This window comes from Pseudomonas sp. 05N433, assembly GCF_056396925.1.
Genome location: NZ_JBFTML010000035.1, coordinates 1 through 24,891, shown reverse-complemented (window position 1 = coordinate 24,891; position 24,891 = coordinate 1). Strand labels below are relative to the sequence as shown.

At 60.1% G+C, this 24,891-nt stretch carries 29 protein-coding genes; 5 read left to right on the top strand and 24 right to left on the bottom strand.

The window, feature by feature from the left end; translation table 11 throughout:
* Positions 1–14: 14 nt before the first annotated feature.
* The 4 genes from AC1DIS_RS18715 to AC1DIS_RS18700 are packed head-to-tail and all read right to left on the bottom strand — an operon-like array spanning position 15 to position 3,116.
* Positions 15–1,394: a 4Fe-4S binding protein gene (locus AC1DIS_RS18715; RefSeq protein WP_018927819.1), complete on the bottom strand. Its 1,380-nt coding sequence runs from the start codon at positions 1,392–1,394 to the stop codon at positions 15–17.
* Entirely contained in the window at positions 1,382–2,236 is an 855-nt protein-coding gene (locus AC1DIS_RS18710) for an FTR1 family iron permease (RefSeq protein WP_349746806.1), read from the bottom strand. The genes AC1DIS_RS18715 and AC1DIS_RS18710 overlap by 13 nt, the downstream gene beginning before the upstream one ends.
* A 22-nt stretch (positions 2,237–2,258) precedes the next feature.
* Positions 2,259–2,591 (bottom strand): cupredoxin domain-containing protein, encoded by a 333-nt coding sequence (locus AC1DIS_RS18705; RefSeq protein ID WP_204125089.1) that lies wholly within the window; start codon positions 2,589–2,591, stop codon positions 2,259–2,261.
* Positions 2,592–3,116 carry an iron transporter gene (locus tag AC1DIS_RS18700; RefSeq protein ID WP_018927822.1) on the bottom strand — a complete coding sequence of 175 codons (525 nt, stop codon included), beginning with the start codon at positions 3,114–3,116 and terminating at the stop codon, positions 2,592–2,594.
* A gap of 224 nt (positions 3,117–3,340) precedes the next feature.
* Here AC1DIS_RS18700 and AC1DIS_RS18695 point away from each other — a divergent pair, with 224 nt between their 5' ends.
* A complete protein-coding gene (locus AC1DIS_RS18695) occupies positions 3,341–3,553 on the top strand; it encodes a DUF3079 domain-containing protein (RefSeq protein WP_018927823.1) in 213 nt (70 codons plus the stop codon).
* A gap of 71 nt (positions 3,554–3,624) precedes the next feature.
* On the opposite strand, the gene antC is transcribed toward AC1DIS_RS18695, so the two are convergent.
* From antC to AC1DIS_RS18620, 15 genes are all read right to left on the bottom strand, one after another.
* On the bottom strand, positions 3,625–4,656 hold the full coding sequence (antC, locus tag AC1DIS_RS18690; protein ID WP_064617268.1) for an anthranilate 1,2-dioxygenase electron transfer component AntC: 1,032 nt from the start codon (positions 4,654–4,656) through the stop codon (positions 3,625–3,627).
* An 18-nt stretch (positions 4,657–4,674) separates the two neighbouring features.
* Positions 4,675–5,163, bottom strand: a complete 489-nt coding sequence (antB, locus tag AC1DIS_RS18685) for an anthranilate 1,2-dioxygenase small subunit (protein WP_018927825.1) — start codon at positions 5,161–5,163, stop codon at positions 4,675–4,677.
* Position 5,164: 1 nt separating this feature from the next.
* Positions 5,165–6,550, bottom strand: coding sequence for an anthranilate 1,2-dioxygenase large subunit (gene antA / locus AC1DIS_RS18680; protein WP_477781020.1), 1,386 nt, complete (start codon positions 6,548–6,550; stop codon positions 5,165–5,167).
* Between the two features lie 152 nt (positions 6,551–6,702).
* A complete protein-coding gene (locus AC1DIS_RS18675) occupies positions 6,703–7,527 on the bottom strand; it encodes a DUF4198 domain-containing protein (protein ID WP_019649044.1) in 825 nt (274 codons plus the stop codon).
* A gap of 8 nt (positions 7,528–7,535) precedes the next feature.
* Positions 7,536–7,877, bottom strand: coding sequence for a hypothetical protein (locus AC1DIS_RS18670; protein WP_019578571.1), 342 nt, complete (start codon positions 7,875–7,877; stop codon positions 7,536–7,538).
* A gap of 12 nt (positions 7,878–7,889) precedes the next feature.
* On the bottom strand, positions 7,890–8,846 hold the full coding sequence (locus AC1DIS_RS18665; RefSeq protein ID WP_477743999.1) for a metal ABC transporter solute-binding protein, Zn/Mn family: 957 nt from the start codon (positions 8,844–8,846) through the stop codon (positions 7,890–7,892).
* A 35-nt stretch (positions 8,847–8,881) separates the two neighbouring features.
* Positions 8,882–9,787: a metal ABC transporter permease gene (locus AC1DIS_RS18660; protein WP_018927830.1), complete on the bottom strand. Its 906-nt coding sequence runs from the start codon at positions 9,785–9,787 to the stop codon at positions 8,882–8,884.
* Positions 9,784–10,491, bottom strand: a complete 708-nt coding sequence (locus tag AC1DIS_RS18655) for a metal ABC transporter ATP-binding protein (RefSeq protein ID WP_477744000.1) — start codon at positions 10,489–10,491, stop codon at positions 9,784–9,786. The genes AC1DIS_RS18660 and AC1DIS_RS18655 overlap by 4 nt, the downstream gene beginning before the upstream one ends.
* Entirely contained in the window at positions 10,488–11,420 is a 933-nt protein-coding gene (locus AC1DIS_RS18650; protein ID WP_477744001.1) for a metal ABC transporter solute-binding protein, Zn/Mn family, read from the bottom strand. The genes AC1DIS_RS18655 and AC1DIS_RS18650 overlap by 4 nt, the downstream gene beginning before the upstream one ends.
* Positions 11,417–12,139, bottom strand: coding sequence for a DUF6162 family protein (locus AC1DIS_RS18645; RefSeq protein WP_018927833.1), 723 nt, complete (start codon positions 12,137–12,139; stop codon positions 11,417–11,419). The genes AC1DIS_RS18650 and AC1DIS_RS18645 overlap by 4 nt, the downstream gene beginning before the upstream one ends.
* Positions 12,140–12,177: 38 nt before the next feature.
* Positions 12,178–12,666 carry a DUF6644 family protein gene (locus AC1DIS_RS18640; protein WP_477781019.1) on the bottom strand — a complete coding sequence of 163 codons (489 nt, stop codon included), beginning with the start codon at positions 12,664–12,666 and terminating at the stop codon, positions 12,178–12,180.
* Positions 12,667–12,698: 32 nt separating this feature from the next.
* Positions 12,699–13,187, bottom strand: a complete 489-nt coding sequence (locus AC1DIS_RS18635) for a DUF6644 family protein (RefSeq protein WP_018927835.1) — start codon at positions 13,185–13,187, stop codon at positions 12,699–12,701.
* Positions 13,188–13,207: 20 nt separating this feature from the next.
* Positions 13,208–14,716 carry an alpha/beta hydrolase domain-containing protein gene (locus AC1DIS_RS18630; RefSeq protein ID WP_477744002.1) on the bottom strand — a complete coding sequence of 503 codons (1,509 nt, stop codon included), beginning with the start codon at positions 14,714–14,716 and terminating at the stop codon, positions 13,208–13,210.
* A gap of 32 nt (positions 14,717–14,748) precedes the next feature.
* Positions 14,749–15,531, bottom strand: coding sequence for a hypothetical protein (locus tag AC1DIS_RS18625; protein ID WP_019578579.1), 783 nt, complete (start codon positions 15,529–15,531; stop codon positions 14,749–14,751).
* Positions 15,532–15,598: 67 nt separating this feature from the next.
* The gene (locus AC1DIS_RS18620; protein ID WP_019649037.1) at positions 15,599–15,991 is read right to left on the bottom strand and encodes a DUF6152 family protein; all 393 of its coding nucleotides are present in this window, start codon (positions 15,989–15,991) and stop codon (positions 15,599–15,601) included.
* A 237-nt stretch (positions 15,992–16,228) separates the two neighbouring features.
* Between AC1DIS_RS18620 and AC1DIS_RS18615 the strand changes: the two genes are divergently transcribed.
* Positions 16,229–17,566, top strand: coding sequence for an alginate export family protein (locus AC1DIS_RS18615; protein ID WP_019649036.1), 1,338 nt, complete (start codon positions 16,229–16,231; stop codon positions 17,564–17,566).
* A 121-nt stretch (positions 17,567–17,687) separates the two neighbouring features.
* Here the strand turns inward: AC1DIS_RS18615 and AC1DIS_RS18610 are convergent, their stop codons facing one another.
* The 5 genes from AC1DIS_RS18610 to AC1DIS_RS18590 form a co-directional block, all read right to left on the bottom strand.
* Entirely contained in the window at positions 17,688–18,011 is a 324-nt protein-coding gene (locus tag AC1DIS_RS18610) for a DUF190 domain-containing protein (RefSeq protein ID WP_019578582.1), read from the bottom strand.
* A gap of 10 nt (positions 18,012–18,021) precedes the next feature.
* Complete coding sequence (gene crcB, locus AC1DIS_RS18605) at positions 18,022–18,405, bottom strand: fluoride efflux transporter CrcB (RefSeq protein ID WP_064617293.1); 384 nt, start codon at positions 18,403–18,405, stop codon at positions 18,022–18,024.
* 151 nt (positions 18,406–18,556) lie between these two features.
* Positions 18,557–19,120, bottom strand: coding sequence for a cytochrome b (locus tag AC1DIS_RS18600; protein WP_018927842.1), 564 nt, complete (start codon positions 19,118–19,120; stop codon positions 18,557–18,559).
* Positions 19,121–19,225: 105 nt separating this feature from the next.
* The gene (locus tag AC1DIS_RS18595) at positions 19,226–20,680 is read right to left on the bottom strand and encodes an aldehyde dehydrogenase family protein (RefSeq protein ID WP_026345800.1); all 1,455 of its coding nucleotides are present in this window, start codon (positions 20,678–20,680) and stop codon (positions 19,226–19,228) included.
* Between the two features lie 33 nt (positions 20,681–20,713).
* The gene (locus tag AC1DIS_RS18590; protein ID WP_018927844.1) at positions 20,714–22,090 is read right to left on the bottom strand and encodes an aspartate aminotransferase family protein; all 1,377 of its coding nucleotides are present in this window, start codon (positions 22,088–22,090) and stop codon (positions 20,714–20,716) included.
* A 214-nt stretch (positions 22,091–22,304) separates the two neighbouring features.
* On the opposite strand from AC1DIS_RS18590, the gene AC1DIS_RS18585 reads away from it, so the two are divergent.
* The 3 genes from AC1DIS_RS18585 to AC1DIS_RS18575 all read left to right on the top strand — a co-directional run.
* The gene (locus tag AC1DIS_RS18585; protein WP_026286553.1) at positions 22,305–23,279 is read left to right on the top strand and encodes a helix-turn-helix domain-containing protein; all 975 of its coding nucleotides are present in this window, start codon (positions 22,305–22,307) and stop codon (positions 23,277–23,279) included.
* A 60-nt stretch (positions 23,280–23,339) separates the two neighbouring features.
* Positions 23,340–24,080, top strand: a complete 741-nt coding sequence (locus AC1DIS_RS18580) for an IclR family transcriptional regulator (RefSeq protein WP_018927846.1) — start codon at positions 23,340–23,342, stop codon at positions 24,078–24,080.
* Between the two features lie 189 nt (positions 24,081–24,269).
* Positions 24,270–24,891 (top strand): APC family permease (locus tag AC1DIS_RS18575; RefSeq protein WP_477781018.1); only part of this gene is annotated, 622 nt, incomplete at its 3' end.

Genomic DNA, 24,891 nt, shown 5'->3' with positions numbered 1-24,891 from the left:
GGGGCTGGGGAAACTCAAGCCCAGCCCCAGAACTGCAACCACCAGCCAAACCCGATCAGGCCGTTGGCGAGGAACAGGCAAACTCCACCCGACACGCGCCGAGCCAGGGGAATACCTTCGTGTTTCAGCCGTTTCCAACCCAGTAGCAGGCTCCACCCCATGGCGGCCAATAGCAGGCAGGCCCTGGCGGGTTGTACCCACTCCAGCAGCAGACCTTCATAACGCAGTAATTTGACGGTGGTGGCCGACAGCCCGAGAAACAGTCCGGCACCACCCACAGGCGTGAGTGTCAGCGCCAGAGGCCAATACAGTGCGCGATCTCGCGCCAGTCGGGCCGTCAGGCGCAGGAGCAGCATCAACGCCGTGCCGAGCATGATCGAACTCACACTCAAGTAAGCGACAATGCTGAAGCCGTCGAGCCAGCTGAAGCTGTCGTTGAGTTGCGGGTAATGGGTCAGCAACCACCAGGGGGCGTTGTCCCGTAAGGCCCAGAGCTGGTTGTGTTCCACCAGCCACTGGGCCAGGGTTTGTTTGAGGGCGATAAACCATGGGCTGACCGTCCACTGAAACGCGCCCATGGCCAAGCCGATCACGCCGAACAGCAGCAAGCGTGTATCCCAAGGGGACAGCGCCTGCGCGGTTGCGTGAAGAATCTCCTGATTGCTGGAGCGGGCGATCAGCTGCACGGCGCCGCGTTGCCCGCTGCAGCGTCCGCAGGCGTGGCAATCACTGGCGCCTTGCAGGCGACGGATATCGAGCAGGGGAGCGCAGTTGGGGGGCGGCAGGCGTGGCGCGGCATTCTCTATCCAGCGTTGCTCATCGACCTGAAAGTGCACGGGGGCCAGCCTTGCGAGCAGGGCGAAAACCCCGCTGACCGGGCACAGGTAACGGCACCAGACCCGCTTGCCCCGGGCGAACAACAACCCGACGATGACCGCTGCGACGGTTGAGCCACCCAGAATCAACAGTGCGGCCTGGGCGTAGTCATAGACGCTGATCAATTGGCCGTAGAGGGTCGTGAGGCAGAACGCCAATGTGGGCCAACCGCCCCAACGCAACCAACGCGGCACACCCAGGCCTTTGCCGTAATGACTGGCCCATTCGCTGAGCGAACCTTCCGGGCACAGAACGCCACACCAGAGTCGACCGAAGCACACCATCGACAGCAACACGAACGGCCACCAGATTCCCCAGAATAAAAACTGCGCGAGCAAGGTCAGGTTGTCGAGTATCCGTGCCTGGCTGTCCGGCAACGGCAACAGCGCCGGGGTCACCAACAGCACTGCGTAAAACACTACGACAGTCCACTGCAGCGCACGGATGACGGACGCATGGCGACGCATCCCGTCACCCAGGCGCTGGAGCCATCGATTGTGCCGGCTCAGGTCAGGCATGGGACTTTCTCTGCAGCCCGTTGGCGTAGCCAGGCGCTGACGACCAGCCAGTAACCGACCCACACCAGTAGGGTCATGCCGCTGGGCGTTGCGCGATAACCGACAAAACTGGCCAGAAAGCCACCCAATCCATGGCTGTCGCTCAGCCACGCGCTGCCGTCCCAAAGCGATTCGCCTACGAGGCTGTAAACCACGTCCGGCACATCCAGGGCGAGCAGTTGGCCGCCGATTCGCTCGGTGCCGCTGACCAGCAACCCCGCGCCGAGCATGAGCAAGATGACTTCGCTGATGGCAAAGAATCGTTGCCATGAAATGAAGCGGCGACTGCTGTGCAGCAGCGTAATGGTCAGCGCGGACAGCACCAGCCCCAACACGCCGCCGACGGCAAACAAACCGAGCTGCGGACCTCGCAACCGGGCGCCGGCGCCATAGAGAAATACCACCGTTTCGCTGCCTTCGCGGCTGATCGCGAGCATGGCCAGCAGTAATAGACCTGCGCCTCCTTGTCGAGCCAGGTGGCTATCGGCGTGCCGTCGCAAATCGTGGTTGAGGGTGCGCCCGTGACGGTGCATCCAGCCGACCATTTGCACCATTAACAGGCTGGCAAACAGTGCGAGTGCGGCCTGGAACCATTCACTGGCCGACCCGCTCATGGCCTCACCGGCAAACAGAATCAACACCGCCAGCAGGCCCGAGAGCATCAACCCCAGCATCACACCCGCCCACAGGTATTTGACCAAGCGATGACGCTGGCCTTGTTGGCTGGCCCAGGCCTGGAGAATGCCGATCACCAGCAACGCCTCGACGCTTTCGCGCCAGACGATGAACATTGATTGATTCATGGAAGCTCCGTGCGCTAACAGGTTATTTCGCGAGGATGCCGCCCTCGGGCAATTGCGGATTGAACTCGTCGAAAAAGGGATAGTGGCCGGGCCTGAGCGGGTGAATGACGACGAAGGTTGTCACGCCCGGCGACAGTACTTTTTCAACCCGCAACGGCGTGCTCTCGAACTCGGCCGGCCCCTGACCGCTATTTTTCAGGACGATCTTGAAGCGCTGTCCGGCCGGGACCTCAAGCAAGGCAGGGGAGAAGTGGCCATCGCGCAGGGTCAGCTCAAAGCTCGGCAACTCGGCATGCGCCGTCAACGGCGCAACTGTTCCGGCCACGATCAGCCAGGCAAGATGCAGGCGCTTCATTCAATAGCCGCCTTTTTTACCGATGCCGGCGTAGATGAACTCGTAGTGCAGTTCGCAGCGTTCGAACCAGGGCGCCACACCGGTTTCCTTATCGGTGTGACGCCCGAGGGAGCCGTGACCGGTGGGTGGTAGCACGGTGAACGTCAGCCGATATTTGCCCGGCCCCAGCAGCTTCACATTGTCGCCATAGTGCGGGCCGTCATTGGCGACCATGGCATGGAAGTCGCCCTTGATTTCGTCCGGGTTACCCGCTCTRCTCAAGTTGAACGAGACATTGAGGTAAGGCACGAAACTGCCTTCCTGAAAGCCCTGTCGATTGTCCGCGGTGGCCCGAATGTCAGCTTCCAGGTGAACATCAGAATCGACAGTAGCGCGCATCATGCCAGCCGGGGCCATCTCGATCGGTTGCAGATACACCGCCCCGACTTCCAACCCCTGACACAGCTGTGGTTCCCCGATCGGGTATTCCTTTGCGTGAGCCAGCGGTACGAGCAAGAGCAGGGCGAGTGAGAGGTGGGTACGCATAATGTCTTCCTGAGCACTGACGAGTAGGAACCCGAGTCTAGGAAGCTTTGCTGCGAACAATAATGATTGTTATCAAGTTTTGATCAATTAAACCGTTAGAAGCTTAGCTCCAGGATCGCGATAGGGAGGGCAGTCGCTCGATGTCGATTCTTGATATCCATCAAGGATGGTTTTGCACAAAGGCTGTAGGTTGGAAGAACGTCTCTCAATGACCGGAGATCGAAATGGCCAAGAACTTCCCCGTCAACCCCAAGCACCCCGAGCGGATCTGTTGGGGATGTGACCGGTATTGTCCGGCCAAGTCCCTGGCATGCGGCAATGGCTCCGACCGTACGATGCATCCGGCCGAGATGTTCGGAGAGGATTGGTATTTGTCTGGCGACTGGGGAATCGAGCCCCTCATCGTCACAGACAAGACAGCGGATGATGGCGTCTAGTGCATGCCAAAGCTCGCAGATTAAAAAATCAGGGAAATATCTGGATGCTTCTCCGGATATTTCCCTGTTGCTCAATGTTTGGAATTGCTATCGATAAACTTCTCGTAATACATCTGGAACTGCTCGATCTTCTGATCGTTGAACCAGGTTTTAATCGCGTCGACCATGGGCGGAGGACCGCACAGGTAGATGTCGAATGGGTTGGCGTCGAACGACTGACGGTCGAAGTGATCAGGAATCCACCCGGTTTTACCTTGCCAATCCACGGAGGGTTTCGAAACCACAAGGTGATAGTCGAAGTCGGCGATGCGGTCGCGATAATCAGCCAGGCGTTGAGTTTCGCACAGGTCATTGTCCTGCGTGACGCCATAGAACAGTTGGATCGGGTGCCCGCAGCCACCTTTTTCTGCAATGTTATCAAGCATCCCGAGGAAGGCCGACAGGCCGGTTCCTCCTGCCACCAGTACGAGAGGTTTGGTCACCTGACGTAGATAGAAGCTCCCCAATGGGGCCTCGAGCTCGAGTACTTGACCGGGGCGGCAATGCTCGCGGATGAAGTTGCTCATCACGCCATCAGGCAGGAGCCTGATGAGAAACTGCAATTGGTTGGTGGGGTTGGGGCGGTTGGCGAATGAGTAGGAGCGCCACTCACTGGTGCCCGGTACATGCAGTCGAGCGTATTGCCCCGGAAGAAAGTCCAATTGCTGCTGGTGGGCGCAAGCGTCCAGATGAAGGATCGCCGTGGTGGCCGACACCTGTTCTACACCGGTGATCACCGTTTGCAGTAACCGGGTTGCGCCAGCGTTGCACAAGCTCGAATCGAAGTCGAAATAGAACGACGCATCCGATTGCACGCGGGTCTGGCAAGAGAGCATTTTGCGTTGCGCCAGATCCTGCTCGGAAAGAGCCTCTTCATCGACGTAGTCTTGAGTGAATTGGCCTGATTCGCAGCGACCCTGGCAAGTGCCACAGACACCTTCGCGACAGTCCAGCGGGATGTTCACGCCATTGCGTAGCGCGGCGTCGAGCAGCAGTTCGTTGGGCTTGACCTCGAAGAACGAGGTCTTGCCATCTGCGAAGCTGAAAGCGACTTTATGGTTCATGACAGCGTGCCCCACAGTTCACAGGTGATAGAAATCAAGCACTGAGTTGATCGTGTCGTTGAGCAGCACGATGTGCTTGCGGGTGATCTTCCAGCTGTCTGCGTCCGCTTTGAGGTGGTAGGTCACATGGCCGTAGAACTGCTCGGACAGCCCTTGCCGGGTGTAGAGCGTGACCCAGGCGGCCTTGACTTCAAGCAAGCCGTTATCGATCTCCTTGATTCGCACATTGCTGATTTGATGCAAGGTGCGCGGCATCGGGTTTGAAGCTGCCGACTTGCCTGTGCGCAGACGAAATACCCGGTCTTCCAGGCCGGAGCGGTTCGAGTAGTAAATCAGCGACATGCCGCGCTTGGGATCGGTGGTGTACACATGCTCCGACTCCCATTGCGGCAGGTGGAATTCGCTCTGTTCATCAAACAGGGCGATGTAGGCGTCCCAATCCTGCTGATCACACAGCTCGGCTTTGCGGTAGAGGAATTGTTCGACGGAATGTTGTAGTGCGCTCATTTCACACCTCCTTCAACTTCAGGGCTTTTTGTGCAAGACCTTGCAGAAGGAAGCGCTGCCAGGATCCGTGCTGATTGATGTAGAGCCCCTCATGCGTGAACTCGGTGCCGGTCAGTACCGGTTTGATGCCCAGAGCCTCGCTGTTCGGGGTGGGGCCTTCGACCCATTTCTCACTGCCGCGGGACACTTCGTTCCAGCGCTCGAGGCGGGCCTGGAATCCGCGTTGGGCTTCGCGAAACTCCACCAGGTCGTCGGGAGTGCCCATGCCTGAAACGTTGAAGAAGTCCTCGAACTGGCGGATCCGGTTTTCCCGATCTGCGTCGGACTCACCCTTGACGCCGATGCACTGGCTGGTGATCTCGGTCTTGTTCCAGGCCACTGGGCGCACGATACGCAGCTGCGAGCTGATCTGATCCATGAAGAACAGGCTTGGGTAGATGTTGAGATTGCGTAGACGATGCATCATCCACTCGGCTTGTTGCTGGCCGTATTCCTTCACCAGGCGCGGCATGACGCTGGCATACCCGGCGCGTACAGTCGGGTTGGGCATGTCGCTGAACAAGAGGCTGTGGCCATTCTTGAACGAGAACCAGCCGTCGTCGGTCTCGGCATCGCCGGCGCCCAACTTGCTGTAGTCCAGCGTGTCGGAGCCGCCGCCCTTGGCCGCGTTGACTTGCTGGCGATGCTGTACCGTGGAGACATAGTTGTAGTGCACGGTGCTGACGTGATAACCATCCAGGCCGTTTTCGTGCTGCAGTTTCCAGTTGCCGTCATAGCTATAGGTCGACTTGCCGGGCAGTACTTCCAGCTCGCCGGTCGGAGACTGCGCGACCATCATGTCGAAGAACACTTTGGCATCGCCGAGGTAGTCTTCCAGCGAGTCGCTGCCATTGACGTCCAGGCTGATAAAGACGAAACCCTTGTAGCTCTCGATCCGGGCCTTCTTCAGGCCGCGGGTTGCTTTGTCGAAACCTTCCGGGTATTCCCCCGGAGCCTTGACCTTGACCAGGYGGCCAYCACTTTTGTAACACCAGGCGTGGAACGGACAGGTGAAGGTAGATTGGTTACCTTTGCTGACGCGAGTCAGGGTCGCGCCCCGGTGCTGGCAAGCGTTGATCAGCGCGTGGAGCTGATTGCTTCCATCGCGGGTGATGATCATCGGCTGACGACCGGCGCGCATCGTCAGGAAATCATTGGGATTGGCGATTTCACTCTCGTGGCAGGCGTAGATCCAGTTCTTCTCGAAGATCAGTTCCATCTCCAGGTCGAACAGTTCCGGCTCTGTGAACATGTCGCGGGCGACGCGGTAAATACCTTCGGCCGGCCGAAAATCCAGGCAACCCTGAATGTAATCTTGCCACTGCGCAATGCTTCTAGAGCTGTTCATCAGGTACACCCTTTTTGTAGTTTTAGGCACGACCTGATTGAAAGCCTTTCTGTGCGGTGCATCTATCCGGATTCGAGGCGATATCTATCCGTTTCTGAGGGGGTAGGGCGCTTTTCGTGAGGCCTGTCAGGCGCGGTTGCTTTATGCGCTTTTCATTTCATATCCCTGGCCTGCACCCACAGCACCGCGTCTTGCGACAAGGGTTTGCCCTTGTGGGTTTTCGTTGTACCGATGTCGAGCGCTGCAATACCCCACCAGCCGGCCCGGGGCAGGCCGATGGTCACGATGCCCTGGGCGTCCGTGTAGGAGCTCAGGGATTTGAATGAAGCTTGAGGTGCCGTTACATAGTCTTGCTGGCCGAAGGCGTTTTTCTCGATATCGACGGAATGGTTGATGTATTCGATTTCGATTTCGGCGAAYGGAACGGGCTTGCCATCGGCCAGCACCAAGGCGCGGAACACTCCGCCTGTCCAGTTTGCATAAGGCTTGTTCAGTGGCTGGATCTCAACCGGCAACCCTTGTGGTTCTGCCCAGTTGCCGGGTACTCCGCCCACGTTCACGATCAGCTTGGTGAACTGTTGGATGTAGACGTCTTCCTCGGTTTCCAGGTAGGGCTCGGGCTCGAGTACGAAGATATGGTCACCCAGTGAGCGAACCAACTCCCGCGGAATCGACGCACGATAGGCAGTCGTTTGGTTATCGCGACTCTGCCACTGGACAGGGCGCAAGTATTGGCGCAGATCGATTTTTTCCCCGCCGTGCGAGCTGATGTGGCTAAAGGCGCGGGGTTCATCCATGGTCATGGTGGGGCCGCCGGAGAAGGGATGCGTGAACACCAGCGCGAACTCCAGTTTATCCGCACGCGGCAGCGCCGTTTCCTCGACGTAGAGCATCTGGAAATGGGCCTGTGCAGCGCCTGTCAGGCAACCTAATGTAACGGCGGCAAGTGCCTGGAGCAGTCGTCGTTTGATCGGCATGGTCGATTTCACCTTGAAATGTCGGATGATTGAATCGTGGCTTGATGGTTGTCTCCGCCCATGAACACAACGGAGTATTTCCCGGCTGGGGGTTGGAATGCGTAGGTGTTGTCGGTGCCGACGTTTCCTTCGAGCAACACCTTGTTGCTAGTGTCCTGGACATGGACTTTTCTGCCAGCGGCGGAGCTGCCGTCGGTGTAACCCGCCTCGCACTTCACCAGATCATCGCTCTCGATGTAGCAGTCGAAGACGGGGCCATGAGCGAAGGCTGCCTGGCAGAACACCAGGGCGCCGGCGATCAGTATCCGATGTGCTGAGCCTAGGGGTTTCATAAGGTCTTCGATCTCCACGGTCGAGGTTGATCATTGGAGCGGCGATTTGTGGTCGCCGCTCGTATTGGGGCCAGGTGGCGCGAAGGCCGTCAGTAAGGAATCCAGGTTCGAACTCAGGAGTGCTTCGTACCCGTCGGCCGCGTCGGCGAGCATTCCCGGGTTGCCGGCGTCCAGTATCAACAACCGTGCGCCGCCGTCCTCGATGGCCTTGGCAATCCTGGCGTCCGGTGCCCACTTGTGGACCACCACGTGGATGTCACGCTCGCGCAGGTATCGGGTCAGTGCGGTGCAGTCGGCGTCGCTCCAGTCGATGTCCTGTCGGACGAACCAGCCGTCGACAAAAATCCCGAACTCGCCGAACAGGTAGGTGAACTCACTGGCCAGCGACAGCACGCGCAGATCCGGCACTGCCAGCAGCCGGGCACCGTAGTTGGCCTTGAGCTGGCGCAATCGGCCTTCGAGTGCGGCGAGGTTGCGCTCTATCCGAGGCGCATCGGGGGGAGACAGGCGTGCCAGGTCGGTAGCGATAATCGCCGACATGCGCATGGCGTTGACGGGGCCGAGCCAGGCGTACGGCGACAGTCCGCCATCGACGTCGCGTTCGGTTACCCAGGGAACGTCGTTCGATGGCACGCGGGCCACGGCCACTCCGGGCTTGACGGTGTCCCATGAGTGCGAGGCATCGATCTCGACGATTCGCAGATTGTGGCGACGTGCCGTGGTGTAAAGCGGATCCGCGCGCCAGAGGTTGCCCAGGGTAACTACGGCGGTGGCCTGCTGGAACACGGCGGGCTCCAGGCGCGACAGCGCGTTGGCCTGGCTTTCCATGGGCACGGCAGCGTCTGCCGGAAGGCGGACGACCTTGAGGGTTGTGCCGTCGCTGAGCGTCGAGGTGAGCGCATACACCGCCGGCAGTGCGACAAGCACCTGCTGCCTGCCGGTATCCGCGAAGGCAGAAAGCGGATTGCCCAGCAGCAGTACCAGCATCGCTAGCCAGGGTCGACGTGACATGCAAAGCCATTTCATACGCTGGCACCTCTGAACCGGGCCCCGGTAGCGCGGATGACGGTGGTGACGACGAACACCAGGGCGGCGACGATCACGATTGCGCCGCCTGTCGGTACGGGAATGTGAAATTGCATGGGTGCCAGGATGCCGACCACGCAGGAAAAAGTCGCGATCAGGATGGCGCGCACGACCAGCCCCGGGAGCGAATGGCTGATGTTGCGTGCTGCCGCGGCCGGTATGAGCAGAAGGGCTTCGACGAGTACTGCGCCGATGATTTTCAGGCAGGCTACCGTCACCAGGGTGACCAGTACGACAAACAGGTACTCGACGCTTCGCACGCGCACGCCGCGAGCATGTGCCAGGCTCGGATTGAGGCTGGCCAACAGCATGCCGTTGTACATCGGCAGTCCGAGCAGAGCACACGTCGCCGTTACCACAAGCAGCACGTTCATGTCGGTGTAGTCGACCGCCAGGATGGAACCGAACAGCACGCTTTCCATTACGTGCGTGTTGATCTTCGCCGACACGAACAGCAGCAACGAGGCCCCGACCGCCAGCGAGATGGACAAGAACACGCCGATCAGCGTGTCATTGGCCAGCGTGGTGCGGTGCTGCGTGTACTTCAGCGTCAGGGCGAACAGCAGGCAGAAGCCGAACATTGAGAAGTAGGGGGAGGTGTAGGACTCGCCGATCAGCACGCCAATGGCAACGCCGGTCATCGCCGCATTACCGACGGCCTGACTGAAGAACGCCATGCGCTTGATCATCACCATCGAGCCCAGCACACCCAGTAGCGGTCCGATGAGCACTGCACAGAGCAGCGCATTGATCACGAACTCGTACTCGAACGGTTGCGGCAGGATGCCACTCGCGGCAAGCGCCTGGAGCTGGTTGCGAATCAATTCGTACAGGGCACTCATTGGGTAGCCTCCAGAGGGTAGGCGACCTGGTCGGGCGAACCATGGAACAGCACCCGCCGGTTGATAACGGTCACCGATTGCGCGATGCGCCTGACTTGTTCCAGGTCATGGTTGATCCAGAGGATGGTGACGCCGCGGCCGTTCAGCTCGGCCACCAGCGCCTCCACCAGTCGCACACCCGGTTCGTCGATGCCGGCGGTCGGTTCGTCAAGGATCAGTAGCCAGGGCGCCGGGCTGATCGCCTGGGCCAGCAGCACTCGCTGACGCTGGCCACCGGACAGGCTGCCAAAAGGTTTTGCGCCCATTCCGGCCACGCCGGTGCGCTCCAGTGCTTGGGCATTGGCCGCCTTGGCAGATCGGCTTGAGCCCAGGAAGGCCGGCCTGCGTTGACCGAGAAGGGCCATGATGTCGTTGACCGTCATCGGCACGTTGCGGTCGAAGTCCGGCAATTGCGGAACATACCCCATGGGTGTCGTGACCTCGCCTTCGAACCGGACCGTCCCTGAATGCGGCATCTGGCCCAGCAGCGCACGCACCAGTGAAGTCTTGCCGCCGCCGTTCGGGCCTACCAGGCAGTGCAGCGCACCGGCTTCTACCCGGAAGCTCACTTTGTCGAGCACTTGCGTACCTCCCAGTTGCAGGGAGACGTTATCGAGCACTATGGCGGGGCCGCGCATCGCTTGTTCCTTCTTCATCGCGTTCATCGCTGCGTAAACTCAACGGCTTCGGCCAAGGTCTCGAGGTTTTCACGCATCGCCACCTCGAATTCGTCCGGGCTATAGGTATTGCCAGTGATGTGAGACAGCGCGAACACCTTCACGCCGGTGGCTGCCTCGATAGGCTTGGCCAGGTCGAGGGAGAAATTCTTCTCGGCAAAAAGCACACGCACATTGGCCCTCTTGATCGCGTCGATGGTGTTGGCCAACTGGCGCGCAGTCGGCGCGACGCCGTGACGCGGCTCGATCACCGCACTCACGAACAGGCCGAACTCTTGCATCATGTAGTCGTAGCCAGCGTGCGTTGTCGCGCACCGGAAGGAAGACAAATCCAGCGCGGCGAAACGGGTCATGAAGCCGGCCCTTAGCGCCCGGATACGCGCGGCATACGCCAGGGCGTTTTGTCGATACGCCGCAGCGTTGTCCGGGTCCAGTTCCCCCAGCCGGCGAGTGATCTCGAAGACCTGTTGTATCGCTGCCGTGGTGGATACGAAGGTATGCGGATTGACCACCTTGACGCCGTCCTGGCCGCCGCCGATTGGAATGAGCGCAACCGAGGCATTGGCCTGGATGATCGGCAGGGTCGCCCCGCGGCCAGCGGCCTTGATGATCTGGAAGGCCCATTCATCGTGTCCGATGCCGTTGACGACCAGAACATCGATATTCATCGCGCGGGTGATGTCATCGGGCTGCGGCTGGTAGTTGTGCGGATTCGCTTCCGCCGGGATGAGCGCAACGACTTCCGCCCGATCTCCAACGATATTTGCCACGAAGCTGTAGTAGGGATGCAGTGTGACGCCGATCTTGAGCTTCTTGCCCGAAGAGGGAGCCGGGCTGGCGAGTGCGATGGCGGGTATCAGCAGCAATAGCGCGATGCATCGGCGCCACAGTGCGCGGTGTTTCATAGAAACGGTCATGGCTGGGTTCCTTTTACGCGTTCGACTTCGCTGGCACCGTTGTAAGGGATGACCTGGCGCCAGCCGTCGCCGACCAGCGATTCGGGCTTGACGATGCCAGGGTAGGGCGCGTTCGGGTCGCGGTGGACCCAGATCGTCGCCTGGTTGGCCCACATGACACCGGCATGCGCGTGACCGATGACGAGCAGGTAGGCGCTCTGGCCCGGCGCGCGGCCGCCCGAGCCGTAATAGACCGTAGCGCCCTGGCCCTGGGTGGCTTGCGACACCTTGTTGGCGGTCTGGTCCGGCGGGGTGACAGGCGCATCGGCGTGCACGTCGCCGGAAGCGGCATGCGGCAGGTGAGTGCCAGGCAGAATCAATTGCCACTGCACCTCGCCATTGGTCTTCCAGAAGGCGTCACGGTAGAAGGGCGGCAGCAAGATTTTCTGCGCACGCTCCAGCGTGATCCAGCCGCCGGTATCGTTGTTGAACCAGATGATTTCTTCACCGGCCGGCAGCAGAGCGCTGTGAATCGCCTGATCGACCGCACCCAGGCCATCGAAGGAACGCACCTGCCAGCTCAAGGTTATCGGTGGGCCGACTTTCTGGGGGCGCAGCGTTATATAGCCTGCCACGCTGGCGATGACTGCCAGGGCCGCAAGCAACAGCGCCAGCGATTCCCATCGGCCGGATACCGGGCGCACCACCTTGATTGCGCTGTTTGCGTGATCGCTGGGCATATCTGCACCGGATGCGCGACGCGGCGATAGACGAGCCATCAGAGAAACGCGATCCAGCGGCCGAGGAACACCACGCCCGCCCACAATGCCAACGAACTGAACCCTGCGACACGCGCCTGGCTGGGAGGCGTTAGCGTTGTGTCCCATTCGGCAATGCGGCGAAAGACGCCCAAATGGAATACCCCCATGTTGAGCCCCGCCAGCAGTAACACGCCCATCTTGCACAAGAACGCGGTGTTCTCGGCATAGGTCGTGGCATTGGCGGCGAACATGAGCAGGCCGGTGATCACGCAAGCCACGAAAGCGACCCAGGTGAACGGCAGCAAATCTTTTATCAGCCGTAGCGCGCTGCGGCGATGGGAGGCAACGCCGAGCAGACGCAAATCGACGACGGCGATGGTCCCGAACACAAGGGCGATGCCGATCACATGCACCGATTCAAGGGTTGGAAAAGCGGAGCCCGACTCTCGGATGAAGGTGGCGACAGAGGTGTCCTGGRGGGCTTGTAGTGTTGGTTGAATGTCCATGGCGAATACCTGGGAGCTTTCGTTGAAAACGCTTAGATCGCGTAGGCGATCCAGCGACCACAGATGATGACGACGCACCACAAGCCAATCGACAGCCAGGCTAGCGCCTTGACAAGAGGAGGCTTGCCATCACGTTGTGCATCGTCGGCAGGGCGCAGAAGGGGGCGCCGCAGAAGCAAGGTCAGCGTGAACGCACTCACGACCAGTGCCATCTTCAGCCAGAAGGTCGAGTTGACGAGTACGCGATCAGGCTCGGCGATGATCATGATCAACCCCGTGAAGAGCAGGACGAGGAGCGCATTGCGCATCCACGGGTAGTACCGGCGAACGACGCCACGCAAGGGCTCGTCCGTGGCGAACACACCCGCCAGCCGAAGATCGGAGATGACCGCAGAGCCGAAGAGCACTGTGATAGCGAGGATATGAATGCTCTGGACGGTGGGTATGATCCAGAGAATGTCCCGGATGGCTGTGCTCAAAGGTGACGCATAGATCCAGGCAATGATGAGTGATGATGACATTTGCTGTTCTTCCCAATGGGTTAGAAGTCTTGAGGTTTTGCGATCGAGCGCAGACCCGCCGCATCCTCCGGCAGTAGGTACCCTTCCTTGATCGAAAGGGCCTTGGCGTCTTCGAATTTCTGTTCGTAGTTGCTGAAGCTTCCATAACGCTGGCCAAGCACGTCCCTGGAGTAAGGCACCTTGGTGTCGTAGATCAGTCCGCAGCCGGTCTCCTGATCCGTGAGGTAGGTCGCACTGGGCACCTGGATCCACGGCGGGCGTACGCCCCCTTGCAGGTTGCCGGTAACAGGGTCGCGTGCGGCGGTCTTGCCATCGCGGGCGACCCGCGGAGCATTCGGCATGGGTTTGCCTTGGCGCACCCATTGGTCCATGCGATCCAGGAGCGCCGAGACGACCAGCTCCGCCGGTTCGTCGTACAGCGTCCGGCACCGTGGGTCGTCGCCCTTGCCGATGTCGGCAGCGAGCTGTTCGGTATGCTCCGTACCGAGGTCGGCCAGCCGCAGGTGCGGCATGCCGGTCACTTCGTAGTAGCGAATCTGCGGGCTGTCGGTGTCCGGCGGCAGGTTGATGCCTTCGATCACGTCGTGCATCAGTTCGGACTGGCTGTAGACGGTCACGAACGGCACGCCATCGGGCGTATGGCGCGGCACCCGGATGACGTCGCCGCCCACTTCTCCGTAGGCCATGCGGCCGGTCATGTAGGCATCGATCAGCGGCCTTGCGTCGGGCATACGCCATTGCTGGTGCCGGCCCTGGTCGAGGTAGTCCATCCAGACTTGCGCGGTCACGGCCCAGCTATTGACGTAGATGCGTTGAACATCGAGACCGGCCAACGGGCTTTGCGCTGCATTGGTTTTCAGCAGCAACGCCAGTTGCGCCCCGATGCCCTGGGACTGTGGAGCAAACGGATCGGGAGCTTCACCGCGGGTGAAGTGTTCCGGGTCGTAATAGGTGCCCAGCGGCGCGTAGCGTGCAAAGTCGAAGCGGCGCATGAACTCGAAGTTCACGATCCGTCCGTACTGAGCGATCTGCTCGGCCTCGGCAGCCGGGGTGTCCGAGATGAACTTGGGATCGACTGGTGGCTTGTTCACATTCAGCGTGTACCCGACGTACGCGTAGCCGCGACGCAGCAAATAGTCGCGGGTCAGGATCCATCCCGCGGCGCGCTCGCCGAACCAGCTGAACGGCTCGATCACGACCGTGCCATTGAAGCGCGCGGGGTCAGCCGGTTTGCGCACCAGAATGCGTGTGGTGTAAGGCGCCTCCAACAGGGTTTTGCCCGAGGCGGTAATGGCCGGGGCAACGCCTTGCAGGTAAAACTCCTCCTCGATGTAGCCGTACTTGTCGAGGTCGCTGTATTCGGTGCCCGGGCGTTTCGCCGACGAGAGCGGTGGCTTGCCGGAGGGCGGCACCGCGATGGCCGTGGGCATGCGCGGCACTTCTGCGAATGTGTTCGACGTGAGGATCAACAACAGCAGGGCGCTTTGCAGCGTCGGCCGCAGGATGCTGATGGTTGTCAGTCTTTCCATTTGGTCAGCTCCCATGGCGATTAATGGCGACTTCACTCGAGACTGAGGGATGCCTTGCCCTCTTTATCGATCACGATCTGATTGTTCTCGCAGACATACTCTTGAATGGCGTAGTTGGACCGTTTGTACTCGAACGTGAAGCGATACGGGGTCTTGAGCACCTGCGGGTCCTCGATCACGACCTGGTTCTCCAGGTGATCCGGCGCCGTCAGCCTGATGCGTTCGGTGATCTTCATGTCCTTGCCGTGTGGAACGTCGTAGAAACTCACGTCCGTTCGCACCCGTTGTGTTTCCACGACGAGCGTGTCGCCTTCCCAATGGCCGCGTGAATGGCCTTGATATTTAGGGTCCAGGGTCTCTTTTGCAGGCATCGCTTCGTTCAAGAGAATCCGGCGGACCTGCTGGAGATACTCACCGAGGACAATCACTTGCTTGTCGTCGTGAATGATCTGGATCGGGAAGAGCGCCGCCATCAACGTTGGCATTCCCTCGGGCAGGCATCTGGAACTTGTTGTGGCCAACGGCGTTCCGGCCTCGTTCGCAGCGGCTTGTTTCTTCTTCAGCGCGACGTATTCGTCGGCATAGGGCGCCTTCAGGTCCATCGGTCCGCCTGGGTGCACCGGGTTGTCGGGGTTCTCACCGAACCAGTCGTCCGGGGTTCGTTCCCAGGTGCCGCTGATGTCGGGGCGTGCGCTGACGCTGTGTTTGTCGCTTAGAGGTTTGGAAGGTGTAGCGGCGTTGCACATCCCGGCGACAGTCACGAGGGCGATGCCCAGGACGATCATTGCCGTGTTCAAGGTTCGTGTCGGTTTCATTGAAACGTCTCCACGCTGCTGGTCTGGTCCGGTCGGTTAGGTCGTCATGAAGCCAGGGAAGGATTTCTCATCCGCCGCCCGTGAGTACGACGTCACCGATCTTGATCTCCACGAGCAGCCCTCCTGGCTCACCGTTTTTCAACGGTTTGAAGGACACCTCGGCAGTCTCGCCGGCCTTGATCGACTCAGCGGTCCAGCCCGTGCGCTGTAACGCGTTGACACTGCCCGTTTCGATCTTGAATCGCTGGGCCGGCGGGCCGGGTGTATCGAGGTAAATCGTGATGTGAGGATTGCTCCAGGCAAAGCGCTCGACGACACCCTTGATCGAGACGGTCTGGGTCTGGTCGAAAAGCGCGAACGAATGGTGTGCACTGGCAACAGGTGCCAGGGCACTGCAGGCGAAGAGGGTCAGAAGACAAAGCCCCTGACGTAACAGCGGGGAGGGTGACAAAGGGGTCATGACAGGTGCCTCGGTTCTTATGGTTCTTATGGGCCCAGCATAGGGGGAGTGCGCTCAGAGGCCGTAGCCCAAAACGGCAACCATTCGAGGCGCTGAGGATGTTTTGCAGCGGGGGAGGTATCGCGCGAGGGGATGGGCGGCCAGCCCCTTGAAAGTGCTGATTTGGGTTACCGCTTGCGCGACCCAAGCCGGAACACTCATGGCTCGCCTCATAAATATAAAAACAGGAGAGACGTCATGCGCACCCTCAGTTACGCCCCATTACTTTCGCTGGTCGCACTCTGTACATTTGAGCCGCAGGTACACGCCTACCAGCTCTACAACGAAGACGATGGCGGAACCGTCCTGAACGCCGACCTGTCGGCGGCGTTTGGCTGGTTCGGCAGCGAGAAAAACTACATTGGCGACCCTGAGAGGGAGCCTGGCAGGATGCGCTGGCAAGAAGGCTACGCCAAGTACGGTCTCAACGGCACGACAAACAAGATCACTGCCGGTTCCGTCTATGGCGGGCTCAGCTGGATCAGCACGGGGTCATTTGGCGATGGGGACGCGGGAGGACTCACCGTCGGGGATGAAAGAAGAACGGCTGTGGAAGACGCCTACCTGGGCTGGAAGTCAGGTGACCTGATTCCTGCGCTGGGCAAGGACGGCGTTGATTTCTCTTTTGGCCGGCAGCTCGTTACGGTGGACGGCTTCCTGATCACTGACGACGGGTTCGCCCCCGGGAAGGCCTTCAGCCCTATCGAGGGCGTAAGGGATGGCCGGTTCAATCGCGGTGGCGCCTTTTACCTTGGCCCGCGGTTGGCGTTCGGGAATACGGCAGTCTTGAAACTGGGTGGTCAGGAGGGCCTGCACGGTAGCCTGATATGGCTCAAATCCGATAACCCCGGGCAGTCGAAGACCGAAGTGGCTGCCGCCACCCTCGACTACACGACGCCCGTCGGCTCGATCGGTTCGACGTACGTGCACGGCCTGGATGTTGACGAGCGATATGCCTTTGGCGATCGGCTTGAGCGCAAGGGTATGAACGTCTACAGCATTCGTGGGCAGGGCAATGCCGGGATCGAGAATGCCGACTTTGCGTTCGAGGTCGCACGTCAGGAAAAACGCTCGGGCTCACAGCGGGCGATGTTCTTCGAAGCGGGCTACACCTTTGCCGACACCCAATGGCAACCGACGGTGAGCTATCGATATTCGCGCTATTCCGAAGGTTACGACTTTCTGTTCCAGGGAGGTTTTCGCAAGCGATACCAGGGTGAAGTCGCCGCCAATTACGCAGGTTCAGTGACCTCGAACATGGCGATCAACGACGTGCTCCTCTCAGTCAAGCCGACCGATAAATTGACCCTTAACGCAATGGCCTTCAACTACCACCAGCTCTCCCGTACGCATGAGCAGGACTTCGCTGCACGTGAGGTCGACCTTTTTCTGGATTGGATGGTGACGGATAACGTCACACTCTCGCCTCTGGTCGGCTTCTACAAGCCCGAAAAGTGGCTCGGGGACGGTGGTCTGCAGAGCGGGAGCGCATCAACGAACACTTACTTCCAGTTCATCGTCTGGATGACGTTCTGAGTCGCCGCTCACGCCGTAACGACGAAGGTTTGTTGCCGGTATCTTGATCGGGGGCGCCACCCGCGGTGGCGCATTCCCGATGGGAGGTCGCCAGGCAACAGACGATCGAGGAGGGGCCAGGCTAGGTGGTTTTTTTGCCGACGAAGCCCATCTCGATTGGGGTCTTTATGTAGAACACAGAGATTTCCTCAGCCTCCAGCCTCTTGAGCAACCTTTCGGATTCGTCCTCGGTGATAGCCATGCGAATCTCCGTAGGCTGATCCGCGAGTTCAAAAAAATGCGAAGAGTGCAGTCGACCGGTGTGTCCAAAACCCTCGATAGCCGTAGAGAGAGTCGCACCACGCAGCCCCATCTCCTTGGCCACATCGACGATCCATTCGCCAAGCATCTTTCCCTGATAACGGCGGTTCTGTTGAGTGAAGAAAATCACCAGAAAACCTTTCATTTTCATCTCCTCATCGCATGCCAATGATTTGATAGGACAAAAGCCCGGCAGCGGTCATCACCAACGAGCCTACGACGTGCAATGAAATTGAGCCGAGCGCCCAGAGCAGTCTGCCTTCCTGGATCAGGGCAACTGTTTCGGCGGAAAACGTAGAAAAGGTGGTAAGCCCACCGCAGAAACCCGTGATGATCAGCAGGCGCCACTCAGGACTCAAGGTGGGTGAGGCGGCCAAAAACGCGATAGCCAGGCCAATGATGTAGCCCCCGACCATGTTCGCGACCACCGTGCCCGGGGGAATCGTGGGGAACAGGGCGTTCAGCTTCATGCCCAGGAGCCAGCGCAACCAGGCACCAAGTGACGCACCAACGGCGATAACTGCGAGTGATTTCAGCATGGCGGGCTCACCTCGTCAGACCTGGGCCAAACTGATAGCAGGTAAGCACAACAGAACTGAAAACTTCAAGACCGTACGCAAGTGACTGTACCGGGCCCCCTCAGGTCAGAGCCACGAAGGCGTGGACATCTTGCGCCCACGCCTCATCAAGTTACAGCATGCGGCGCAGGACGTCGTTTCGAGGGTCCCGGTCGTAAAACCGGTGTTTGAGGGCGCCTACGACATGCAACAGGATCAGTCCGAGCAGGGTGTAGGCGAGCACTTTGTGCAGCCATTGGAAGACGACGAACCAATTGTCATTTTTCGGAAGGAGCTCCGGCAGGTTGACCCCAAAAAAGAACACCCCGTCGCTCATCGTGTAAGTGCTCGACATTGAGTAGCCCATCAACGGCACGATCACGACGAGCGCATACATGACACGCTGCGTAAGCCTTGACAGGAACCTTTCATAACTTGCCAGCGTTTCCAGCGGCTGCGGAAGCACGGGGGTCCGAAAGCGCAGGGCGATCTGGGTCAGGACAACCAGAAACACCAACAGCCCAAAGGATTTGTGCCACGGGTAATAGAGCTCGTACTTGCTCGCCACTTCGTCATTCAGACCGGTCATATGCCAGCCTGCCCAGAGGAGGCCTGCGATGAGTGCGGCACGCACCCAGTGCAACATTCGCAGGGACGTCGGATACCGATCGGTTGTTTGTTGATCTATCGGGTTCATCGCAGTCTCTCCATTGATTATCAACGGCATCAGGGATGCACTTTTGAACGCTAACCCTCGCGGCACAGGGGCCGGAGGGTTATTCGGTCAGGACAGGGATCGTGCTCAGGAAGGTAGCAGCACGGTGATGACTTTCTCCTCGGTGTAGGCCACCGCGCCGGCAAACCCGCCTTCACGGCCGATACCGCTGGTCTTTACGCCACCCCAGGGCAGGTTGGCGTCCAGCGGACTCCAGCAGTTGATACCCACGGCACCGGCCTTCACCGCAGCGGCTACGCGGTGCGCTCGCACCAGGTCGGTCGTCCAGACCGTGGCCGCCAGGCCGTAGGAGGAGTCATTGGCCAGTGCGATAGCTTCCTCTTCGCTGTCGAAACTGATCAGCGTGCCGACGGGCCCGAAGATTTCGTCTTGGGCGATCGCCATGGCGTTGTTCGCGTTGGTGAAGATCGTCGGCCGGACAAACCAGCCCTGTTCAGGCGTCGATACACCACCGGCCAGCAGCGAGGCGCCTTGGTCTATTCCCAGTTGGATGTATCGGTTAACGCGATCGAATTGCGCTTTCTTGGCCACCGGTCCCATCTGTACACCGGGCTGGCGAGGGTCGCCCACGTTGACTGCCTCTGCGGCATCGGCCAGCGCTGCGCCGAAGCGATCTGCGATGCTGCGGTGCACCAGGATGCGCGAGCCGGCCGCACAGACCTGGCCCTGGTTGGCGAACAGGCCGAGCGCACACCCGCGCAGCGCGTCTTCGAAAGAGGCATCGTCGAAGACAATCTGGGGGCTTTTGCCGCCCAGTTCCAATGCCACGCGCTTGAACAGCACACCGGCGGTGCGCTGGATTTCGCGTCCGGCCTCGGGGCTGCCGGTGAAGCTGATCTTGGCAACGAGCGGGTGTTCGCACAAGGCGCGACCCACCTCATTGCCGTAGCCGGTGACCACGTTGATCACACCGTCAGGGAAGCCCGCTTCCTGAGCCAGCACCGCCAGGTGCAGGGCAGACTGCGGCGTCTCTTCCGAAGGTTTGATGACCACGGTGCAGCCTGCCGCCAGCAACGCGGCGAGCTTCCAGACGGTGATCATCAACGGCGAATTCCAGGGAACGATGGCGCCGACCACACCCACGGGCTCGCGTACCGTGTACGAAAGAGTCTTGGTGCCGAAGTAGCCACCGGTGGGAATGGTGCGCCCTTCCAGCTGGTTGGCCCAGCCAGCAGCGGCACGCAGGTTGGCGATCGCGTTGGGCAAGTCCATCCGGCGCGGTTCGATGGGTGAGCGACCGATGGCGTTGGCGTCCAGATCGGCCAGCAATTCGCTGTCGCGTTCAACCAGGTCAGCGAGTTTAGATAGCAGTCGACCGCGCTGGGCGCCGTCGAGCTGGCTCCAGGCGCCACCCTCAAGTTGGCGGTGTGCGGCCCCCACTGCGCGGTCCACGTCCTCAGTCGTGCCCTGTGCGGAACTGCCGTACACCTGTTCTGTCACGGGGTTGACGAGGTTTATGCGACGACCGTCGGAGGCTTCGAAGGACGCGCCTTCGATGAAGTGATTCAAGTGCTCAGTCATTTTGCGGTCCATAAGTGATGTGCAGTGGTCGGGTCATGCCTCAAGGGAAGCCAGGGCGTCGCCGAAGATGTCCAGTGCCTTGAAGAACAGCGAGCGTGAGATCGTCAGCGACGGCATGACTCGCATCACGTTGCTGTAGCGACCACAGGGAATCATCAGCACGCCGTGGTTCAGCAGGTAGCCCATGAGCTGGCCGATTTTTTCGGGCGCCAGGGGAGCCTTGGTGGCTGGGTCTTCAACCAGTTCGATACCGATCATCAGGCCGCGGCCGCGGACTTCAGCGACGAACGGGCTGTTGAAGCCACGGATACGTTCCTGCGCCTCCAACCCCAGGGTGTGCGCACGGTTGAGCAGATCGAGCTCCGGGTCCTGCAGGATGCTGATGTTGGTCAGCGCAACCGCCGCAGACAACGAGTTGGCGGCAAAGGTGTTGGGCATCGATCCGTCAGGAATCGCCGCCGCCAGGTCCGAACGCATGATCAGGCCCGCCATTGGCAGGTCGCTGCCGATGCCTTTGCCGAACGTGAGCATGTCCGGCTTCACGCCCGAGTGCTCGACCGCCCACATCTTGCCGGTGCGCCCTGCGCCGGATTGCACTTCATCGACGATCAGCAGCGTGCCGCTACGGTCGCATGCTTTGCGCAAAAGCTGCAGGAATTCTGGTGAAGGAGGCACGTAGCCGCCTTCGCCCTGCACCGGTTCCACAATCACGGCAGCCACGTCATCGGCGGCGGTGTAGGGGGTGTTCAACAGGTAGTCCACATATTCGCCGGCGATCTGCTCGGCGCTTTTGTGAGTGGTGTCGAAAGGGAAACGGTAGGCGTAAGGGTAGGGGGCGTGAATCACCCCGCCCATTTGGGCTCCGTAACCCTTGCGGTATGCCGTACCTGTCGTCAGGGAACCCGAGGCGTTCCACACGCCGTGGTAGCCTCCATGAAAGGCGATGATCTGGTGCCTCCCGGTGATGCGTTTGGCGAACTTGATGGCTGCTTCAAGCGCATCGCTGCCGCTTTGCGTGAAGAAGGTGATGCAGTCGCCACGCAAGCCGTCGGGCGCGATCTCGGAGAGCTTGGCCGCCAGCTCGGTGCGCCGGGTGCTGTTGACCTCCAGGGCATGCATCAGCACTTCGGACTGTTCGCGGATCGCCTGCACCACCTTCGGATGGCAGCGGCCTACGCTGCTGACGCCCACGCCGGCGGACAAATCGATGTAGGTGTTGCCATCCGGGTCTTTGAAGGTCGCGCCGAAGGCGCGGTCCATGGCCACAGGCATGCGTCCGCCGCCGCGCGCCATCGACTCGGTACGCGCCGACAACGCCAGGGCCTCGCTGGTTTTGGGGCCGGGAAGTGTGCTGGAGGTAATTCGCGGGGCATCCGCGAAATGGAGGGATTCAAGTTTGGCTTCACTCATGACGTTCACTCTGGATGTCGATTTAAGTGTGCTGATCATCTCCGTGGTGTGTGTATGGCCGGTAGCCCGAATTGGCATATGAGTGGACCGCCCTGAGCGCACTGTCCAGTGAATTTAAAATCTCATAAAGAATTGTGCAAAATTCTCACTATGTGCGAATATCGCATAGGAAGGCGATCTAAAAACAAGAATATTGGCAGAGGCTTTCGACATCATGAAAAATCAGACTATCAGCCATTTCAGAGACGTCCATGTCCATGCGGCCACCGTCCAGGAGTGGAACCAGGACTACAGTCAGCTAACGGCAGGCTCGACTGAGAGTTCGCTGATGCAGTTGTCGACGGCGGGTGTCCACGTCTTTCTCGAGCAGATCAACCAGCGTGTCGTGCAGCACGGCGTGGCTCCCCGAGGCAAGATGTGCTTTGCCGTGCCGATCACCACCCCGGGTTCGATTCGGATGCAGGGACGGGAGGCGGACGATAGCAGCCTGTTCTTTCTTCACGGTGGCGAGGAGTTCATGTTCCATATGCCGATGGGCATGGAGCTGCTGTCCATCACCTTCGAACGTGAATTGTTCGAGCAGGCGTTGGCGCAAACGGCTTCGGCGAAGGAGGTCAGCCTGTTGCTGCGTCAGCCGGTGATCAGGGTTTCCACGCCGCGCTTTGCAGACGCTCGTCGCCGATTGCTGGCGATGTTCTCCCAGGCCCTGGTGTACGAAGAACTCGACAGCACGCGAGATCGGGAGCGGGAGCTGGCGCTGGAACAGGCGATGCTCGGCGAGTTGCTGCAACTCATGACCGACCCGGCTTGCGACAAGCAACAACGCTCCGCAAGCTCCACGCGCAGCTTCATTGTCGAGAAATGCCACCGTCTGGCGACCGCGGAGATGATCGACGTGCCCAGCGTGATCGAGTTGTGCCAGCGACTCCAGGTCAGTCGGCGTACCGTGCAGAACAGCTTTCGCTCGGTTGCCGAGACGACGCCGCTGAATTACTTGCGCTCTGTGAGGCTCAACGGTGTACGCCGGACCTTGATGTCCACCCGCGCGTCGCATCTCTCGATCGGCGATGCCGCTGCCCAATGGGGCTTCTTTCACCTCAGCCATTTTGCGGCGGAGTACCAGGAGCTGTTCGCAGAGTTGCCGTCCCATACCCCCCGCGCTGCCATCACCGGTTGCGCTCATGCCTGAACACCCGCCCGCTGAAAGCAGTGTGGGGTGACCGTTGGCTTCACAAGGATGTAGAGAAAGATGAATAGCCTGCGCCGTCTGCTCATGGTCTTCGACCTGTTTCGCCCGGAACAACCGGTCATCGATGTGGACATCATTTGCCGGGAGCTCGGCTACACGTCCGCCACCGCCTATCGTTATCTGCGCGAACTGGGCGACGCGGGCTTTTTGAAGCGATTGCCGCGCGGTTATGCGCTCGGCCCGCGAATCGTCACGCTGGAGCATCTGATGACGAACTACGATCCGTTGTTGGCATGCAGCCGGGATCTGGTCGACAACCTGGTCGTCGACACCGGCCTGGACGCGCTGGTCAGCGAGTGGCATGGCGACTCCGTGGTCAACGTGCTGATCCATCGTGGCTCCGATGCTGGACCGGTCGGTAGCGGCAGGGGGCGGTCGATCGATCTTTTCCACAGCGCGACCTCCCGGGTCGTACTGGCTTATCTGCTACCGCGCCAAATCCGACGTGTTTACGACGCGCACGTGAACCCATCCGAATTGCAGCATCTGGGGCTGGAGTGGAAGCCGTTCATCAAGAGCCTGCTCGCCATCCGCAAGCAGGGCTACTGCATCAGCGAAAGCGAGCTGCACCCAGGACGCAGTGGCGTCGCGGCGCCGATCTTCGACGAAAAGCAGCGCGTCCTAGGGAGCATGACCCTGGTGGGGCGCAGTGAGCGGTTCGGTGCGTTTCAGCAAGGCTATCTGTGCGACCTGGTGACCGGCGCGGCGTCAGAACTGACGGCGCGTCTCGCTTCGCAGTGAGGTCAGGCAGGCGGATGGCGCTGTTCAGGTGATGGCGTAACAGGTTACCGATTTGGGATACCGGGGCGTTCACGGTGAGGCATAGGATCGAATCCAGCGTGCGATAAAAGCGACAAGCTCTATCGGTGACGGTGAACGGCTTGCTGCACCGATCCTACAGCGACTGCCTCATACAATAAGGTCAAGAACATGAGCGTATCTATCCCGATCAACAGTTCGACGGAGTTGAAGCGTGGTGCCCTGGGTGTTGGTTTCATCATCTTCTTCGTGGTGTCGGCGGCGAGCCCGTTAAGTGTCATCGCCGGTGGCTTCCCGATTGGCATCATGCTGGGCAATGGCGCCGGCACGCCGGCGTTGCTGATCCTGGCGTTGCTGGTGCTGCTCGCGTTCTCGGTGGGTTACACCACCATGTCCCGGCACCTGACCAATGCCGGCGGTTTTTATGCGTTCACCTCACGTGGTTTGGGTGGCCTGGCAGGCGGAGCGGCCGGGGTGTTGGCGATGTTTGCCTATAACATTCTTCAGGTCGGGTTGTATGGCATGTTCGGCGGGGTGGTCAGTGGCACCATGGAAAGCATGTTCGCACTGGTGCTGCCGTGGTGGTCTTACTCGCTGATGGCGATGGCGAGCATTGCGATTCTGGGGTATCGCAAGATCGACCTGTCGGCGCGGCTGCTGTCGGTGATGGTGATCGCCGAGTACCTGGCGATCCTGATCCTGGATTTTTCCATCCTCAAATCCGGCGGCGACAGCGGCATCAACCTTGATGCGTTTGATCGCGGTCATGTGTTCAGCGGCACACCACACCGTC

What these genes read in the sequence shown, in the direction of transcription:
- AC1DIS_RS18695 (WP_018927823.1), top strand. Translation starts at nt 3,341, where the DNA reads ATGGCCAAGAACTTCCCCGTCAACCCCAAGCACCCCGAGCGGATCTGT.
- AC1DIS_RS18610 (WP_019578582.1), bottom strand. Translation starts at nt 18,011, where the DNA reads ATGAAAGGTTTTCTGGTGATTTTCTTCACTCAACAGAACCGCCGTTAT.
- AC1DIS_RS18635 (WP_018927835.1), bottom strand. Translation starts at nt 13,187, where the DNA reads ATGTCATCATCACTCATCATTGCCTGGATCTATGCGTCACCTTTGAGC.
- AC1DIS_RS18625 (WP_019578579.1), bottom strand. Translation starts at nt 15,531, where the DNA reads ATGAAACCGACACGAACCTTGAACACGGCAATGATCGTCCTGGGCATC.
- antB (WP_018927825.1), bottom strand. Translation starts at nt 5,163, where the DNA reads ATGAGCGCACTACAACATTCCGTCGAACAATTCCTCTACCGCAAAGCC.
- AC1DIS_RS18715 (WP_018927819.1), bottom strand. Translation starts at nt 1,394, where the DNA reads ATGCCTGACCTGAGCCGGCACAATCGATGGCTCCAGCGCCTGGGTGAC.
- AC1DIS_RS18665 (WP_477743999.1), bottom strand. Translation starts at nt 8,846, where the DNA reads ATGCTGGTACTGCTGCTGGGCAATCCGCTTTCTGCCTTCGCGGATACC.
- AC1DIS_RS18585 (WP_026286553.1), top strand. Translation starts at nt 22,305, where the DNA reads ATGAAAAATCAGACTATCAGCCATTTCAGAGACGTCCATGTCCATGCG.
- AC1DIS_RS18590 (WP_018927844.1), bottom strand. Translation starts at nt 22,090, where the DNA reads ATGAGTGAAGCCAAACTTGAATCCCTCCATTTCGCGGATGCCCCGCGA.
- crcB (WP_064617293.1), bottom strand. Translation starts at nt 18,405, where the DNA reads ATGCTGAAATCACTCGCAGTTATCGCCGTTGGTGCGTCACTTGGTGCC.
- AC1DIS_RS18595 (WP_026345800.1), bottom strand. Translation starts at nt 20,680, where the DNA reads ATGACTGAGCACTTGAATCACTTCATCGAAGGCGCGTCCTTCGAAGCC.
- AC1DIS_RS18705 (WP_204125089.1), bottom strand. Translation starts at nt 2,591, where the DNA reads ATGAAGCGCCTGCATCTTGCCTGGCTGATCGTGGCCGGAACAGTTGCG.
- AC1DIS_RS18600 (WP_018927842.1), bottom strand. Translation starts at nt 19,120, where the DNA reads ATGAACCCGATAGATCAACAAACAACCGATCGGTATCCGACGTCCCTG.
- AC1DIS_RS18620 (WP_019649037.1), bottom strand. Translation starts at nt 15,991, where the DNA reads ATGACCCCTTTGTCACCCTCCCCGCTGTTACGTCAGGGGCTTTGTCTT.
- AC1DIS_RS18710 (WP_349746806.1), bottom strand. Translation starts at nt 2,236, where the DNA reads ATGAATCAATCAATGTTCATCGTCTGGCGCGAAAGCGTCGAGGCGTTG.
- antC (WP_064617268.1), bottom strand. Translation starts at nt 4,656, where the DNA reads ATGAACCATAAAGTCGCTTTCAGCTTCGCAGATGGCAAGACCTCGTTC.
- AC1DIS_RS18660 (WP_018927830.1), bottom strand. Translation starts at nt 9,787, where the DNA reads ATGAGTGCCCTGTACGAATTGATTCGCAACCAGCTCCAGGCGCTTGCC.
- AC1DIS_RS18615 (WP_019649036.1), top strand. Translation starts at nt 16,229, where the DNA reads ATGCGCACCCTCAGTTACGCCCCATTACTTTCGCTGGTCGCACTCTGT.
- AC1DIS_RS18655 (WP_477744000.1), bottom strand. Translation starts at nt 10,491, where the DNA reads ATGAACGCGATGAAGAAGGAACAAGCGATGCGCGGCCCCGCCATAGTG.
- AC1DIS_RS18650 (WP_477744001.1), bottom strand. Translation starts at nt 11,420, where the DNA reads ATGACCGTTTCTATGAAACACCGCGCACTGTGGCGCCGATGCATCGCG.
- AC1DIS_RS18645 (WP_018927833.1), bottom strand. Translation starts at nt 12,139, where the DNA reads ATGCCCAGCGATCACGCAAACAGCGCAATCAAGGTGGTGCGCCCGGTA.
- AC1DIS_RS18630 (WP_477744002.1), bottom strand. Translation starts at nt 14,716, where the DNA reads ATGGAAAGACTGACAACCATCAGCATCCTGCGGCCGACGCTGCAAAGC.
- AC1DIS_RS18580 (WP_018927846.1), top strand. Translation starts at nt 23,340, where the DNA reads ATGAATAGCCTGCGCCGTCTGCTCATGGTCTTCGACCTGTTTCGCCCG.